The 18,543-nt window shown below is 76.3% G+C and carries 1 protein-coding gene; it reads left to right on the top strand.

All coding sequences use genetic code 11. The annotated features are described in order from the left end of the window. Nucleotides 1-9 precede the first annotated feature (9 nt). The gene (locus tag ACZ7FF_RS26220) at nucleotides 10-18,537 is read left to right on the top strand and encodes a non-ribosomal peptide synthetase (protein ID WP_470814807.1); all 18,528 of its coding nucleotides are present in this window, start codon (nucleotides 10-12) and stop codon (nucleotides 18,535-18,537) included. The last annotated feature ends 6 nt before the right edge of the window (nucleotides 18,538-18,543 follow it).

The raw sequence follows: 18,543 nt of genomic DNA, 5'->3' as shown, positions 1-18,543 counted from the left end.
ACTTCTTTCATGACGGACCCGCTCGACACGCCCGCATCGGCGTCCTCCCTGCCGCAGGACGCCACCGGACGCGCTCACCCGACACTCGGTGAACTCTTCACCGTGTGGGTGGAGCGCACTCCGGACGCGCCGGCCCTCACCGACGGACGGCGGACCTGGACGTATCGCGAACTGGCGGCCCGCGCCGACCGGCTGGCCGGCCACCTCACGGCCCGGGGGGCGGGACCGGACCGGGTGGTCGCCCTGGTCCTGCCACGGTCCCTGGAGCTGATCGCGGCGGAACTCGCCGTCACCCGGGCCGGTGCCGCCTTCCTCTGCGTGGACCCGGCGTACCCCGCCGAGCGGCGGGCCCTGATGCTCGCCGACTCCGCGCCCGCGGTGACCCTGGACGACCTCCGGACGGTCCGCGACGTCATGGAGGACGAGGGCGCCGGGGACCGCGCGGCCACCGGGGAGCGGACCGGCGGTCCCGGCGCCGGCCACGCCGCCTACGTGATCTACACCTCCGGTTCCACCGGCACCCCCAAGGGCGTGACCGTCACACACCGCGGCATCGGCGGGTTCACCGCGGCCGCCGCCGAACGCTACGCCGTGGGCCCCGGCGACCGCGTGCTGCAGTTCTCCTCGCCCAGCTTCGACGCCTCGGTCCTGGAACTGTGCTCGTCCGTCCTGGCCGGTGCCACCCTCGTCGTACCGCCGGACGGCCCCTGGCTCGGCGACGAACTCGCCGCCGTCCTGGACGAGTTCCGGATCAGCCACGCCCTCATCCCGCCGGCCGCGCTGGCCACCCTCCCGGACCCCGCCACCGGCACCGCACGTCACCTGCGCACGCTCATCGTGGGCGCGGAGGCCTGCCCGGCCGCACTCGTCGACCGCTGGGCACCCGGCCGCCGCATGATCAACTCCTACGGCCCGACGGAAGCCACCATCGTCGCCACCTGGACCGGGCCGCTCGCCGCGGGCCGGGGCACACCCACCATCGGCGACGCCCTGCCGCACACCCGGGTCCACGTCCTCGACGCCGCGCTGCGGCCCGTACCGCCCGGCGCCGAGGGCGAGTTGTGCGTCGGCGGTGACGCCGTGGCCCGCGGCTACCTGGGCCGCCCGGGCCTCACAGCCGCCCGCTTCGTCGCGGATCCGTTCGGCGCGCCGGGGGAGCGCATGTACCGCACCGGGGACCGGGCGCGCCGGACCGCCGACGGGGAACTGGAGTTCCTCGGCAGACTCGACCGGCAGGTGAAGATCCGCGGGTTCCGCATCGAGCCCGGGGAGATCGAGGCCGCCCTGCGCGGGGCCGACGGTGTGGGCGACGCCGTGGTCGTCGTACGGGAGGACGAGCCGGGCAGGAAGCGCCTCGTCGGTTACGTCACCGCCGCCGGCCCCGGGGAGAGCCCCGATCCCGGCGCACTGCGCGGCGCCGCGGCCGCCGTGCTGCCCGCCCACATGGTGCCCTCGGCGGTACTCGTGCTGGACCGGATGCCGCTCACCGCACAGCACAAGATCGACCTGCGGGCGCTGCCGGCCCCCGAGCGCGCGCCCGCGGCCGGTCATGTGCCCCCGCGCGATCCGCAGGAGCGGGCCGTGGCCGCGATCTGGGCGGACGTACTGGGCGTGGCGCCGGTCGGCGCGACGGACGACTTCTTCGAGCTGGGCGGCGACTCGATCCTCGCCGCCCGCGTCCTGGCCCGGCTCCGGGAGGACCTGGGCGTCCGGCTGACCGTGCGGGACGTCTTCACCGCGCGCACCGTCGCCGCGCTGGCCCCGCTGCTGCGCGACCCGTCCGCCGTCGCGCCCGCCGAGCCGATCCCCGCCGCCCCGCGCGACGGGGCCCTGCCGCTGTCCAGCGCGCAGCGGCGGCTGTGGTTCCTCGACGACCTCACCGAGGGCGGCACCGAGTACAACACCGGCGTCGCCCTGCGGCTGCGCGGCCCGCTCGACACCGGCGCGCTGCGCCGCGCCCTGCTGCGGCTCGCCGCCCGCCACGACGCCCTGCGCACCACCTTCGCCACGGTCGACGGACAGGGCGTGCAGCGCCTGGCCCCCGAGCCGGTGCTGCCCCTGCGCACCGCCGACCTCGCCGACGTGCCCGCGCAGAACCGCGCCGAGGCGGCCGAGCGGCTGCTCACCGAGGAGCTGAGCCGCCCCCACGACCTGGCGGCCGGCCCCCTCACCCGGGCCCTGCTCGTCCGGCTGGCCGACGAGGAGCACCTGTTCCTGCTCGCCCAGCACCACATCGTCACCGACGGCTGGTCGGTGGGCCTGCTGACCCGGGAACTCGCCGTCCTCTACCGCGCGGAGGTCACCGGCGAGCCGGACGGCCTGCCCGAACCCGCCGTCCAGTACCCCGACTTCGCCGTCTGGGAGCAGCGGCAGCGGGCCACCGGCCGGGACGCCGAGGACCTCGCCTACTGGAGCCGGCACCTGTCGGGCGTCCAGCACCTGGAGCTGCCCACCGACCGGCCCCGCCCCGCGGTGCGCACCACCGCGGGCGCGGCGCACCGGCACCGGCTGCCCGCGGACCTGGTGACCCGGCTGCGCACCCTCGCCGCGGGCCGGGGCACGACGGTGTTCACCCTGTACGCCGGGGCCTCGGCACTGCTGTTCTCCCGGTACTCCGGCCAGCGGGACGTCGCCTTCGGCACCGTCACCAACGGGCGCGGCCGCCGCGACCTGGAGGACGTCGCGGGTTTCTTCGCCAACACCGTGGTGCTGCGCGGCGACGTGGACGAGAAGGCCACCGTCGACCGGTTCGTGGAGTCGATGCGGACGACGGTGCTGGACGCCTTCGCGCACGACGGCGTGCCGTTCGACCGGGTGGTCGAGGAACTCGCCCCGCCCCGCGACCCCAGCCGCACCCCGCTGGTGCAGGCCCTCGTCGTGCAGCAGACCGCATCCGCCGTGCCGCCCCGCGCCGGGGAACTGCGCCTGGACGAGCACCCGTTGCCGCGGCCGGCCGCCCGCTTCGACCTGGTCCTCGAGTTCCAGCCGGACGCCGGGGGCGGCTGCGCGCTGACCGTCGAGTACAACGCGGACCTGTTCGAACCGGCGACCGCGGCCCGGCTGGCCCGGCACCTGCACCGCCTGCTGGACGGCATGGCCGGGGGCCCGAGCCGTACCCTCGCCGAACTGCCCATGCTCTCCGAGGCGGAGCAGCACACCCTGGTCGACTCCTGGAACCCGCCCGCGCGCCCCACCCGCGAGCACGCGGACAGCACGCTGCCCGAGCTGTTCCGGGAGCAGGTGGCCCGCACCCCGGAGCGCACCGCGGTGATCTGCGGGTCCGTCCGGCTGGACTACGCCGAGGTCGACCGGCGTGCCGAACGTCTGGCCCGGCTGCTCGTCGCGCGCGGCGCGGGCCCCGAACGCCTGGTCGCGCTCTGCCTGCCGCGCTCCGCCGACCTGCCGCCCGTGCTGTGGGCGGTGCTGAAGGCCGGGGCGGCCTATCTGCCCGTCGACCCGGGCTACCCGGCCGAGCGCATCCGCTTCATGCTCGACGACGCCCGACCCGCGCTGGTCGTCGCCACCCGGGAGACCGCGTCCGCGCTGCCCGAGGGCTGCGCCCCGCTGATCCTGGAGGACTGCACGGAGCCCGCCGGGACCCCGGACAACGGGCTCGCCCCGGCCGCGAAGAGCCCCGCCGACCGGATCCCGCCGCTCGGCGCGGACCATCCCGCGTACGTCATCTACACCTCGGGCTCGACCGGACGCCCCAAGGGGGTGGTGGTCACGCACCGCGGTGTCGCCGCGCTGGCCGGCTGGGCGCGGGAGCGGTTCGGCGCCGACGGGCTGGCGCACGTGATCGCCTCGACCTCGCTGAACTTCGACGTGTCGGTCTTCGAGCTGCTGTGCCCACTGCTGGCCGGCGGCACCGTGGAAGTGGTCGACGACCTGCCCGCGCTCGCCGACACGCCCGGGCCCAGGCGGGCCGGACTCGTCAGCGGCGTGCCGTCCGTGATCGCCCGCCTGGTGGCGGGCGGCACCTCACCCGTGACCGCGGACCGGGTCGTCCTGGCCGGTGAGGCCCTGCCCGTCCAGACGGTGCACGACCTGCGCGCCGCCCTGCCCTCCTGCGAGATCGCCAACGTCTACGGTCCCACCGAGGCGACCGTGTACGCCACCGCCTGGCGGGCCGGCGACCGGCTCCCCGACCAGGCGCCACCGATCGGCAGCCCGGTGGCTCGCACCCGCGCCTATGTGCTGGACCGCGCCCTGCGTCCGCAACCGCCCGGCGTCACAGGAGAGTTGTACCTCGGCGGTGGCGGCCTGGCCCGCGGCTACCTCAACCGGCCGGCACTGACCGCCGCCCGCTTCGTCGCCGACCCGTTCGGCGCGCCGGGGGAGCGCATGTACCGCACCGGGGACCTGGTGCGCCGGCGCGCCGACGGCGTGCTGGAGTACGTCGGCCGGGCCGACCAGCAGGTCAAGGTCCGCGGCTTCCGCATCGAACTCGGCGAGGTGGAGGAGGCGTTGCGCCGCTGCCCCGGCGTCGCGGAGGCGGCGGCCGTCGCCACCGAGTCCGAGGGGCATCGGCGCCTGGCCGGCTACGTGGTCCCCGCCGCCGGTCAGCACGTGGAGCCCGAGGCGGTGCGCAGAGCGCTCGGCCGTACCCTGCCCGACTACATGGTGCCCGCGACCGTGCTGGTGCTGGACGCGCTGCCGCTCAGCCCCAACGGCAAGGTGGACCGGGGCCGTCTGCCCGCCCCGGCTCCCGCCGCCCGCACCGCCCACCGCGTCGCGCCGCGCACCCCCACCGAGCGCACCCTCGCCGCGATCTGGGCGGACGTGCTGCACGTGGAACGGGTCGGCGTCGACGACAACTTCTTCGAACTGGGCGGCGACTCGATCCTCAGCATCCAGGTGGTCGCCCGGGCCCGGCAGGAGGGCCTCACGGTGACCTCCCGCGACTTCTACCAGCACCAGACCGTCGCCGCCCTGGCCCGCGTCGCGGACGCCGCCGGAGGCCGGCGGCGGGCCGCGCCCGCCCCGGAGGCCGCCACCGGAACGGCGCCCCTGACGCCCATCCAGCACTGGCTGTTCGGCGCCGTCGCCGAACGCGCCGGCCACTTCGCCCAGGCGCTCTCGCTCGAACTGCCCGGCGACGTGGACACCGTGGCGCTCGAAGCCGCGCTCGGCGATCTGGCCGCCCACCACGACGCCCTGCGCTCCCGCTTCACGGCCGGCGCATGCGCCGACCCGGCCGACTGGCACATCGACACGCGGGGCTCCCGGGTCACCCTGGCCCGCCACACCGGCCCGGACACCGACACCCCCCACTTCGGCCCGTTCGACCTCGGCGAGGGGCCGCTGATCCGTGCCGTGCTGCACGACCGCGGCCCCGGCCTGCCCCCCGTCCTGCACCTGGCCGTGCACCACCTGGTCGTCGACGGGGTCTCCTGGCGGCTGCTGCTGGAGGACCTGGAGCACGCCTACCGGGCGCGCCGGGCCGGAGGCGACGGCACACCGGCGCTGCCCGCGAAGTCCTCGCCGCTGCGCCAGTGGGCCCGCCGGCTGCACGCGTACGCCGCCGGCGGCGGCTTCGACGACGAACGGGCGTACTGGGACCGGGCGGTTCCGGACACCGAGCCCGCCCTGCCCGCGGACCGGGCCGGCGCCAACACGTACGCCTCGCAGCGCGCGGTGACCGTCCGCCTGAGCCCCGAGGACACCTCGGTGCTGCTGCGCACCCTGCCCGACACCCACCGCACGCAGGCCAACGACGTGCTGCTCGGCGCCCTCGGCAGGGTGCTGTGCGCCTGGAGCGGCCGGGACCGGGTGGTCGTGGACGTCGAGGGCCACGGCCGGGAGGAACTCTTCCCCGACCTGGACACCAGCCGCACGGTCGGCTGGTTCACCACCCGGCACCCCGTCGCCCTCGCCGTCCCGCACGACGCCGGCTGGGACGCCGTGCTGAAGCAGGTCAAGGAGCAGCTGCGCGCCGTGCCCCGGCACGGCATCGGCCACGACGCGCTGCGCCACCTGGCCGGACCCGGGAAGGCACCGCGCACCCCGCACGCGCAGGTCGCCTTCAACTACCTGGGCCGCATGACCCCGCCGGACACGGCCGACGGCCTGTACCGCGGTACGTTCCGGCCGCTGGAACTGGACGCCGATCCGAACGCCCCGCGGCCGCACGCCCTGGAGGTGGTGGGCCGGCTCGACGACGACGCGCTGGAGTTCACCTGGTTCTACTCGGACCGGCTGCACCGGGAGGCCACCGTCACGGACCTGGCGGGGCGCTTCGCCGAGGCGCTCGCCGATCTCGCCCGCTACGCCGTCCGCCCGGGCGCAGCGGCCCGCACCCCCTCCGACTTCCCCCTCGCCGGGCTGGACCAGGCGGCCGTGGACCGCGTCGTGGGGGAGGACCCGGGCGCCGTCGAGGACGTGCTGCCGCTGACCCCGACCCAGGCCGGCATGCTCTTCCACGGCCTGTCCCAGGACGACCGCGGCGTCTACTTCCAGCAGCTCACGTTCGTGCTCGACGGCGTGCCCGACCCGGCCGCCCTCGCCGCCGCCTGGCAGCGGGTCACCGACCGCACCGAAGTGCTGCGCGGCCGGGCCGTCTGGCAGGACGTACCCGAGCCGCTGCTGGTGGTGCAGCGCCGGGCGGCCGTGCCGGTCACCCACCTCGACTGGCGGGAGCTGACCGCGGACGAGCGTCGCGACCGGCTGGACGACGTGCTCGCGCGCGACCGCGCGGCCGGCATCGACCTGACCGCGGCCCCGCTCCAGCGGCTGCTGCTCGCCCGCGTCTCCGACACCGCCGTGCGCGTGGTGTGGTCCTTCCACCACCTGCTGCTCGACGGCTGGAGCCTGTTCCAGGTCCTGTCGGACGTGTTCGCCTGCCACGCGGCCGACGGCGACGGCACCCTGCCCGACCGCCGCCCCTACCGGGACTACGTCTCCTGGCTGCGCGCCCGCGACCGGGACGAGGCCGAACGGCACTGGCGGCAACGGCTGTCCGGGCTGACCGAGCCCACCCCGCTGCCGTACGACCGCGAGCCGCGCGAGACGCACCGCGCCGAGTCCACGCGGTCGGTCCGCGCCACGGTGCCCGCCGCCACGACCCGCACGCTGGAGGAACTCGCACGCGCCTCGGGCCTGACCCTGAACACCCTGGTCCAGGGCGCCTGGGCGCTGCTGCTGGGCCGCCAGGCGGGCCGGGACGACGTGGTGTTCGGCACCACCGTCTCCGGACGGCCGCCCGAGCTGGCCGGCGCCGAGGCGATGACCGGCCTGTTCATCACCACCCTGCCCACCCGGACGGCCCTCCCGGCGGACGGCACCCTGCTCGACTGGCTGCGCGGGCTCCAGCAGGACCAGAGCGAGGACCGGCGCCACGACCACGTGCCGCTCACCCGGATCCGGACCTTCACCGAACTGCCCGAGCGGGCAGCCCTGTTCGACAGCATCGTCGTCTTCGAGAACTACCCCGTCGACGGCGACCTCGCCGCCGCCCACGGGCTGCGCCTGAGCGAACTGGACGGCGTCGAGACCACCAACTACCCGCTGAGCCTCGTCGCCTACCCGGGACCCGAGCTGACCCTGCGCCTGGGCTACGACCCCGAGCTGTTCGACGCGGCGACCGCCCGGCGCATGGCCGAGTACCTCACCGTCCTGCTGGACGGCATGGCACAGGGCGCCCAGCTCCCGCCCGCCCGCCTCACCCTGCTGACCCCCGCCCGGCGCGAACAGGTGCTGCACGACTGGAACGACACGGCCGCCCCGCTGCCCGAGACCTCGGTGGCCGGGCTCTTCGCCGCACAGGTGCGCCGCACCCCCGACGCCGTGGCCGTCGAGGCCGGCGCCGAGCGCGTCACCTACCGCGAACTCGATTACAGAGTCACCGAGTTGGCGGGCCGCCTGGCCGGGCACGGGGTGTGCGCCGAGCGGTCCGTGGGCGTGCTGATGGACCGCTCGACGGACCTGATCGTCGTCCAGCTGGCGCTCGTCCGCACCGGCGGGGTGTACGTGCCGCTGGACGGCCGCGCCCCGCTGGACCGGCTGCGCCGGACGCTCGCCGAGGCCGGGGCGGAGCTGCTGCTCACGGACGCCGCGTGGGAGGAGACCGCCAGGGAGGTGCTCCCCGGTGACGGCGCGGTGCTGCGCGCCGACGACCGGGGGCCCGGGCCGGACGTTCCCGAGCCCCGCGCGCCCCATCCCGACCAGGTGCAGTACCTGATGTTCACCTCCGGCTCCACCGGCACTCCGAAGGGTGTCGCGGTGCGCCAGCGGGACGTCGTCGCCCTCGCCCTGGACCGCGCGTTCACCGGCCACGACCGGGTCCTCGTGCACTCCCCGCACGCCTTCGACGCCTCCACCTACGAGGTGTGGGTGCCGCTGCTGCGCGGCGGCACGGCCGTCCTGGCCCCGCCCGCCGACCTGGACGCGGACCTGGTCCGGCGCGCCGTCACCGAGCAGGGGGTGACGTGCCTGTGGCTGACCGCGGGGCTGTTCCGGCTGCTCGCCCAGGAGGACCCCGGCTGCCTGAGCGGCGCCCGGGAGGTGTGGACCGGCGGTGAGGCCGTACCGGGCGCGGTCGTGCGCCGGGTCCTCGACGCCTGCCCCGCACTGACGGTCGTCGACGGCTACGGCCCCACGGAGACCACCACCTTCGCCACCCGGCGCGTCTTCCGCGCCGGTGACCCGCTGCCCGCCGTCCTGCCGATCGGGCGCCCGCTGGACAACACCCGCGTCTACGTCCTGGACCGCGCCCTCCAGCCCCAACCTCCCGGCGTTCCGGGAGAGTTGTACATCGCCGGCGCCGGGCTCGCCCGGGGCTACGCGGGCCGCCCCGGTGCCACCGCCGCCCGCTACGTCGCGGACCCCTTCGGGCCGCCCGGTGAGCGGATGTACCGCACCGGTGACCTCGTGCGCTGGAGCGCCGACGGTGAACTGCACTTCGTGGGCCGCGCCGACGACCAGATCAAGATCCGCGGCTTCCGCGTCGAACCCGCCGAGATCGAGGCCCGGCTCACCGCGCACCCGGACATCGCCGAGGCGGTCGTCTCCCTCTACCAGGAGGGCGGCCGCAAGCGCCTGGCCGCCCACCTCGTGCCGGCGCCCGGCGCCGTCGTACCGGCCGCCGCCGATCTGCGCGCCCGTCTGGCCGCCGACCTGCCCGACTACATGCTGCCCGGCGCGTTCGTCACGGTGCCGGAGCTGCCGCTGACCGCCAACGGCAAGGTCGACCGGCGCCGGCTGCCCGCCCCCGACTGGTCGGCGGGCGCGGACCACGCCTACCGCGCCCCGCGCACCGAGGCCGAACGCGTCCTCGCCGGCATCTGGGCGGAGCTGCTCGGCGTGGAACGGGTCGGTGCCGACGACAACTTCTTCATGCTGGGCGGCGACTCGATCCTCAGCATCCAGGTCGTCTCCCGGGCCCGGTCGGCCGGCCTCGGCCTCACCCCGCGCGACCTGTTCCGGCACCCCACCGTGGCCGCGCTGGCCGCGGCCACCGGCGCCGCCGCGCCCGTCGCCGGGACCGAACCGGTCCACGGCGAGGTGGGCCTCACCCCGATCCAGCACTGGTTCCTCGACCCGCGCCCGCCGCAGCCCGGCTTCTTCGACCAGTCCGTCCTCGTCGAGACGCCCGGCACCGTCGACCAGGCCGCCCTGCGCCACGCCCTCACCGCCCTGTGGAGCCACCACGACGCCCTGCGCTCCCGGTTCACCGTCGACGGCGACGGCACCTGGCGACAGTACGTCGGTGACGCGGGCGCACCCGTACCGGAGCTGCTCCAGGTCTGCGACCCCGCGACCGAGGAGCGCGCCACCGCCGGCGCCCACGCCGGGTTCCGGCCCGACACCGGGCCCCTGTTCACCGCCCGGCTGTTCACCACCGGCTCCGGGCCCGCCCGGCTGCTGCTGGTGGCGCACCACCTGGTGGTCGACGGGGTCTCCTGGCGCGTCCTGCTGGAGGACCTGGAGACCGCCTACCGGCAGGCCGCGGCGGGAGAGCCGGTGCGGCTGCCCGCCCGGACGACCTCCGTGCGGGAATGGGCCGGGCGGCTGCGCGAGCGCGCCGACACCGGCGGTTTCGCGGCGCAGCGCGCCCACTGGGCGGACACCGCCCGGCACTGCGCCCGTCCGCTCCCCGTGGACGGTGACGTCGACGGCCACGGCACCGCGGCCGACGTCCGCGAGGTGACCGTCCGGCTGGACCGGGAGACCACCGGCGACCTGCTGCGCAAGGTCCCCGGCGTCTACCGCACCCGCGTCGACGACGTGCTGCTGACCGCGCTGGGCCGGGTCCTCGCCGACTGGACCGGACACGACACCGTCGCCGTCGGCCTGGAGGGCCACGGCCGCGAGGACCAGCTGTTCGAGGACGTCGACCTGTCCCGCACGGTCGGCTGGTTCACCTCCCTGTACCCCGTCGCCCTCCACGTCCCGGCGGGCGACTGGGGGACCGCCCTGAAGTCGGTGAAGGAGCAGCTGCGGGCCGTACCAGACCGGGGTCTCGGCTACGGCGTGCTGCGCCACCTCGCCCGCGACGAAGCCCTCACCGGGGCACCGGCGCCCGCCATCAGCTTCAACTACCTGGGCCGCTTCGACTGGTCGGGCGAGGGCGGCACCCTGGTCGGCGCGGTCCCCGGCGGCCTCGGCGGCGCGGAGGCACCCGGCACCGAACGCCCCCACCTGCTGGACGTGGTGGCCCGGGTCGAGGACGACCGGCTGGCGATCAGCTGGTACCACAGCGCAGGCCGGCACCGCGAGGAGACCGTCACCGGGCTGGCCGAGGAGATGCTCCGTGCGCTCCGGGCCGTCGTCGCCCACTGCGCAAGTCCCGAGGCGGGCGGCCGCACCCCCTCGGACTTCCCCCTGGCCCGGCTGGACCAGGCGGCCGTGGACCGGATCGCCGGGAAGGGCCACGACGTCGAGGACGTCTACCCGCTGACCCCCATGCAGGCGGGCATGCTCTTCCACAGCCTGCTCGAACCCGACGGCGGCACCTACGTCAACCAGGTGCAGCTGGTGCTCGCCGGCGTCACCGACCCGGCCGCGCTCGCCGAGGCCTGGCAGCGCACCGCCGACGCCTGCCCGGTCCTGCGCACCCGGTTGGAGTGGCAGGACACCGCCGAGCCGCTGCAGGTCGTACGGCACCGGGCCGCCCTCCCCGTCACCCACCACGACTGGTCCGAACGGCCCGCCGACGAAGGGGAACGCGCCCTGGAGGAACTGCTCGCCGAGGACCGGGCGGCCGGCATCGACCTCGGTGCGGCGCCGCTGATGCGGCTGACCCTGATCCGGCTCACGCCGGACCGGGTGCGGCTCGTGTGGACCTTCCACCACGTCCTCCTCGACGGGTGGAGCGCGGCGCAGGTCTTCGACGAGGTGTGCGAGCGGTACGCCGCCCTGACCACCGGGCGGCGTCCGCGGGTGGCCGAACGGCAGCCCTTCGCCGCGTACCTGCGCTGGCTGGCCGGGCAGGACACCGGCCGGGCCGAGCGGTACTGGCGCGACCTGCTGGCCGGGTTCCGCGCCCCCACCGAACTGCCGAGGGACCGGCGGCCCGCCGAGGCCCACCGCAGCTCCTCGTCCGAGTCGGTGCGCGTCACCCTGGACGCCGGCGCCTCGGCGCGGCTGCGGGAGACCGCCCAGCGGGCGGGCCTGACGCTCAACACCGTCCTGCAGGGCGCCTGGGCGCTGCTGCTGTCCCGCTACGGCGGCGGCGAGGACGTGGTGTTCGGCACCACCGTCTCCGGCCGGCCGGCCGAACTGCCCGGCGTCACCTCGATGGTCGGCCTCTTCATCAACACCCTGCCCACCCGGGCCCGCGTCGAGGGACACCGGCCCCTGCTGGACTGGCTGCGCGAGCTGCAGTCCGCCCAGTCGGAGGCCCGGCGCCACGACTTCGTGTCGCTGGCCCAGGTGCAGTCGTGGAGCGAAGTGCCGGGCGGCACGGGCCTGTTCGACTCCATCGTCGTCTTCGAGAACTACCCCTTCGACGAGGGGGCGCTCGCCCGGCACGGCCTCGCCATGGAGCAGGAACGGGACCTGGAGCCGACCAACTACCCGCTCAGCGTGGTCGTCGCCCCCGGGGACACACTGGCCGTCAACCTCGACTACGACCCCGCCGCCTTCGACGCCACGACGGTGGCCGGGCTGGGCGAGAGCCTGCGGACGCTGCTGACGCAGATGGCCGCCGACCCGGACCGCCGCCTGGCCGACCTGGCCCTGCTGGACCCCGGCCGGGGCCGCGACCTCGTCGCCCGGTTCGGCGCAGCGGTGACACCGCTGCCGCGCCGAACCCTGCCCGAGGAGTTCCGGCGGCAGGCCGCCCGCACCCCCGGGGCCCCGGCCGTCCGCCACGGCGGGCGGTGCCTCACCTACCGGGAGCTGGACGAGCGCTCCAACCGGCTGGCCCGCCTGCTCGTCGCCGCCGGCGCGGGACCCGAGCGCTTCGTCGCCCTGTGCCTGCCCCGCACCGCCGACCTGGTCGTGGCCCTCCTGGCGGTCCTGAAGAGCGGCGCCGCCTATCTGCCGGTCGATCCCCGGTACCCGGCGGAGCGGGTCGCCCTCCTCTTCGACGACGTACGTCCCGACGCCGTGATCACGTGCGCGGAGACCGCCGGGCGGCTGCCCGAAGGGCCGTACACCCGGATCCTGCCCGACGACCCCGCTCTGTCCGCCGCCTCGCCGGACCCGGTCGGGGACGGCGAACGGCGCGGCACGCTGCTGCCGGACCACCCGGCCTACGTCATCCACACCTCCGGGTCCACCGGCCGCCCCAAGGGCGTGGTGGTGACCCACGCCTCCGTGGTCGCCCTGACCGACTGGGCCGCGGCCGAGTTCAGCGGCCGGGGACTCGAACACGTCGTCGCCTCCACCTCGCTGAACTTCGACGTGTCCGTCTTCGAGATCTTCTCTCCGCTCCTCGCCGGTGGCTGTGTGGAGGTGGTCCGCGACCTGCTGGCCCTGGCCGAGCGCGCGGAACCCTGGCGCGCCGGGCTGCTCAGCGCGGTCCCCTCGGCGCTGGGCAGGCTGCTGGCCGAGGACGCGGTGCACGTCACCGCGGACACCGTGGTCCTCGCGGGCGAGGGCCTGCCCGCCCGCACGGTCCGCCAGGTGCGCGCCGCGGTCCCCGGCTGCCAGGTGCGCAACATCTACGGCCCCACCGAGGCCACCGTCTACGCCACCGCCTTCACCTGCGACCCGGCCGACCCCGACCGCGACCCGCCGATCGGCCGGCCGCTGGGCGGCGCCCGCGCCCACGTCCTCGACGCCCGGATGCGTCCGGTGCCCGCCGGCGCGCCCGGCGAGCTGTTCCTCGCCGGGACCGGAGTGGCCCGCGGCTACCTGCGCCGGCCCGGCCTCACCGCGTCCCGCTTCCTGCCCGACCCCTTCGGCCCGCCCGGCAGCCGCATGTACCGCACCGGCGACCTGGTGCGCTGGACGGCCGACGGCGACCTCGTCTACCTCGGCCGCGGCGACGACCAGGTGAAGGTGCGCGGCTTCCGCATCGAACTCGGCGAGGTCGAGGCCGCGTTGGCCCGCCACCCGGCCGTGGCGGACGCGGCGGCCCGGGTGGTCGAGGAGGACGGCCACCGTCGGCTCGTCGGCTACGCGGTGCCCCGGGACACCGGGCTCCCGGACCCGGCCGAACTGCGCGCCTTCCTCTCCCGCACCCTTCCCGACCACCTGGTGCCCGCCCTCGTCGTACCGCTGGAGCGGCTGCCGCTCGGCGCCACCGGGAAGCTGGACCGGCGGGCGCTGCCCGCACCGGTGTGGACGGCCCCGGCCAGGGCCGGGAGCCGCCCGCCGCACACCGAGGCGGAGAAGACCCTCGCCGCGATCTGGTCCAGGACGCTCGGGGTGCCCGAACCCGGCGCCGACGACAACTACTTCGCGCTCGGGGGTGACTCCGTGCTCGGCATCCAGATCGTCTCCGCCGCCCGCCGGGCCGGTCTCGCGCTCACCCCCCGGCACCTGTTCACCCACCAGACGGTCGCGGAACTGGCGCGCGCCGCCGAGGAGTTGTCAGGACCGGTGACCGTCCCCGCCGAGCAGGGTCCGGTGACCGGCGACGCCCCGCTGACACCCGTACAGCACTGGCTGTTCGGCGCCCAGGGCGACCCGGCCCACTTCGCCCAGGCGGTCTCCTACGAGCTGGCGCGGGACACCGACGAGCCCCGGCTGCGGGCCGCCCTGGCCGCCGTGCTGGACCACCACGACGCGCTGCGGCTGCGCTTCGAACCGGCCGGCGGCTCGGCATGGCGGCAGCACGGGACGGCTCCCGGCGAGGCCCCGCACCTGGAGGTGCACCGCACGGCCGCCTCGCCCGAGCTCGCCGCCGCCCTCGCGGCCGGCTTCGACCTGGCCCGGGGCCCGCTGCTGCGGGCCGCGCTGTGCCGGCCGGAGGACGGCGGACGCCCGGTGCTGCTGCTGGCCGCGCACCACCTGGTCGTGGACGCCGTGTCCTGGCGGCTGATCCTGGAGGACCTGGACACCGCGTACCGCGCCCTGCACGCGGGCGAACGGCCGGGCCTGGGCGCCAAGACCACCTCGTTCCGGAGCTGGGCCCAGCGGCTCGCCGCGCACACCGCGGCCGGCGGCTTCGACGCCGAACTCGCCCACTGGAGCGGCCTCGACGCCGGCGCCCCCCTGCCCGCCGACCATCCGGGCGGCACCAACCGCGCCGCCGACGAGGAGACCGTGACCGTCGCCCTGGACGCCGAGGACACCCGCCGGCTGCTCCAGGACGTCCCGGACGCGTACCGCACCCGGATCAACGACGCGCTGCTGTACGCACTGGGCCGGGTCCTGGCCCGCTGGACCGGCCGGGACCGGGTGGCGGTCACCCTGGAGGGCCACGGCCGCGAGGAGCTCTTCGCGGACGTCGACCTCGCCCGGACCGTCGGCTGGTTCACCACGATGTACCCGGTGGTCCTGGACGTGCCCCGCGACGCGGACACCGGCACCGCGCTGAAGGCCGTCAAGGAGGACCTGCGCGCCGTACCGCACGGCGGCCTCGGCTACGGCGCCCTGCGGTACCTGCACCCCACGGCCGGCCCCGGCCTGCCGGACCTGCCGGAGATCTGCTTCAACTACCTCGGCCAGGAGGACCGGCACCCCGGCTCCGAGGGCGGCCTGCTGCACGCGCCGCACGACGGCCTGACCGGAGGCGCGGACCGCTCGGCCGACCGGCCCCACCTGCTCGACGTGCTGGCCCGGGTGACCGGTGGCGAGCTGCGGTTCACCTGGTCGTACTCCGGCGCGGTGCACCGGCGCGAGACGGTCGCCCGGCTGGCGGCCGAGCTGACCGGCGAACTGCGCGCGCTGGTACGGCACTGCGCCGAGCCCGGTGCCGGCGGCCGGACCCCCTCCGACTTCCCGCTGGCCCCCCTGGACCAGGCGGCCGTCGACCGGATCGCCGGCACCGGCGCGGACGTCGTGGACGTGTACCCGCTCACCCCCACGCAGACCGGCATGGTCGTGCACGGCCTGGACGACGCCGAACACGGCCTGTACGTCGAGCAGATCACGTGCGTGGTGGACGGGGCCCGCGATCCGCGGCTGCTGGCCGACGCCTGGCGGCACGTCGTGGACCGCACCCCCGTGCTGCGCACCTCCGTCGCCCTGGGCGACGCACCCGTGCCCCTGCAGATCGTCCACCGGGACGTCACCCTGCCGGTCACCGAACACGACTGGACCGCGCTGCCGCCGGAGCGCCGGGAGGCGGAACTGGAGCGGCTGCTCGCCGACGAGCGGGCGCGGGGCGTCCCCCTGGACCGCCCGCCGCTGCTGCGGCTCGCCCTGGTCCGGCTCGGCCCGGACGCGGTGCGCATGGTGTGGACCTTCCACCACGTCCTGCTGGACGGCTGGAGCGTCTTCCACGTCCTGTCCGACGTGCTGGCCGCGCATGCCGCCCTCACCCGGGGCGAGCCGCCCCGGCTGCCCGGCCGGGGGCCGTTCGCGGACTACGCCGCCTGGCTCGCGGGCCGCGACACCGACCGGGCCGAGGCGCACTGGCGCGCCGCCTTGGCGGACCTCTCCACCCCCACCCCGCTGCCCTACGACCGCAGGCCCGGCCCGGACGGCACGCCCCGCTCCGGCACCTGGCTGTCGCAGCGGCTCGGCACCGAGGCCACGGGCCGGCTCCGGCAGTTCGCGCGCCGGCACCACCTCACCCTCAACACCCTGGTGCAGGGCGCCTGGGCGCTGCTCCTCGCCCGCTGGAGCGGGGAGCACGAGGTGTGCTTCGGCACCACGGTCTCCGGGCGCCCCGCCGATCTGCCCGGCGCGGACACCATCACCGGCCTGTTCATCACCACCCTGCCCGCCCGCGTCGCCGTCGACGGCACCGCCCGCTGCGCCGACTGGCTGCGCGCGCTGCAGGAGGCCCGCGCCGAGGACCGCCGCCACGACCACGTGCCCCTGAACACCCTGCACGGCTTCAGCGAACTCCCCGCCGGGACACCGCTGTTCGACAGCCTCGTGGTGTTCGAGAACTATCCGGTCGGCGACGCGACCGCGGGCGCGCACGGCCTCACGCTCCGCGACCTGGACGCCCGGGAGGCCACCAACTACCCGCTCACCGTGGTCGTCTCACCCGGCGACGACCTCGCCGTGGAACTCGGCCACGACCCGCGGTACTTCGACGGGGACACCGCCGGATCGCTCGCCGGGCAGCTGCTGCACACCCTGCGCACCCTGGCCGTCTGCGACGGCACCGCCCGCCTGGACGACATCGACGTGCTGCCGCCCGGGCAGCGGTCCGGGCTGCTGCGCGGGCCCGTCCGCCCGGAACTCGCCCGGATCCCCGGGGCCACGCTCCCCGCGCTGGTCGAGACGGCCGCCGACCGGTGGCCGACCGCACCGGCGCTGGAGGAGTCCGGGCGGCTGCTGACCTTCGCCGAGGCGGAGGCCGCGGCCAACCGGCTCGCCCACCGGCTCATCGCCCGGGGCGCCGGACCGGGGAGCCTCGTCGCGCTCCTCCTGCCGCGCTCGGCCGACATGGTGCTCGCGCAGCTGGCGGTGGCCAAGTCGGGCGCCGCGTTCCTGCCCGTGGACCCCGCCTACCCGGAGGAGCGGATCGCGCTCATGCTCCGCGACGCGGCCCCCGCCCTCACCCTCGACGCCAAGGAGATCGCCGGTCTGCTCGCCGCACCGCCCGACGAGGTGCCCGGCCACCGGCCCACCGACACCGACCGCGGCCGCCCGATCGACCTGGACGACCCGGCGTACGTCATCTACACCTCCGGCTCCACCGGCACCCCCAAGGGCGTCGTCGTCACCCACCGGGGTCTCGCCGCCTTCTCCGCCGCCGAGGCCGCCCACTACCAAGTGGCCCCGGGAGACCGGGTGCTGGCCTTCGCGACACCGAGCTTCGACGCCTCCGTGCTGGAGCTGTGCATGTCCCTGCCGCACGGCGCCCGCCTGGTCGTCCCGCCGCCCGGCCCGCTGCTGGGCGCCCCGCTCGCCGAGACGCTGCGCGCCGGGCGCGTGACCCACACCCTGCTGCCGCCCGCCGCGCTGGCCACCGTGCCGCCGGACGTGCCCGGCACCCTGCCGGACCTGAAGACCCTGATCGTCGGCGCCGACGCCTGCGGTGCCGACCTGGTCGCCCGCTGGGCCCCGCACCACCGGATGGTCAACTCCTACGGGCCGACCGAGGCCACCGTCGTGGCCACCTGGTCCGCACCGCTGGCACCGGACGGCAGCGCACCGCCCATCGGCCGGCCGCTGCCCGCCACCGGCGCCTACCTCCTCGACGCCCGGCTGCGGCCGGTCCCGCACGGAGTCACCGGCGAACTCTGGCTGAGCGGACCGGCGTTGGCGCGCGGCTACCTCGGCAGGCCCGGCCCGACCGCGGCCCGCTTCGTGGCCGACCCGTTCGGGCCGCCCGGCACGCGGATGTACCGCACCGGCGACCTGGGCCGCCGCGACTCCCGCGGCGAGCTGCACTACCTGGGGCGCACCGACCACCAGCTCAAGCTGCGCGGCCACCGCATCGAGGCGGGCGAGGTCGAGGCGGCCCTGGTGCGCCATCCGGCCGTGCTGGACGCCGTGGTGACCGTACGGGAGGACCAGCCGGGACTGCCGCGGCTGGTCGCCCATCTGCTCACGGCACCCGGCGCCGAGCCGCCCTCCACCGCCGAACTGCGGGCGCTGGCCGCCCGCCGGCTGCCCGCTCCGATGGTCCCCTCGGCGTTCGTGGCCCTGGAACGCTTCCCGCTCACGGAGAACGGCAAGACCGACCGGGCCGCCCTGCCCGCCCCGGCACCGGAGGAGAAGCGGGAACGGCCCGAGCGGGTGGCACCCCGCACGCCCACCGAGGAGGCCCTCGCCGCCATCTGGGAGGAGACCCTCCAGACGCCCGTGGGCGTCGAGGACGACTACTTCCTCCTGGGCGGCGACTCCATGCGGGCCCTGCTCATCGCCTCCCGGGCGGGCGAGGCGTTCGGCGTCGCGCTCACCCCGCGCGACGTCCTGGTCGGCCGCACCGTCGCCGCCCTGGCGGAACTGGTGGAGGAGCAGGTGCTCAGCGAACTCGAAGACGCCGCGTACGGCGGCCACGACCACGACGAACGGTGAGGACCC

Source organism: Streptomyces sp. NPDC037126, assembly GCF_055605965.1.
The sequence above is the reverse complement of the archived record's forward strand: the minus strand, read 5'-3'. Positions and strand labels throughout refer to the sequence as shown.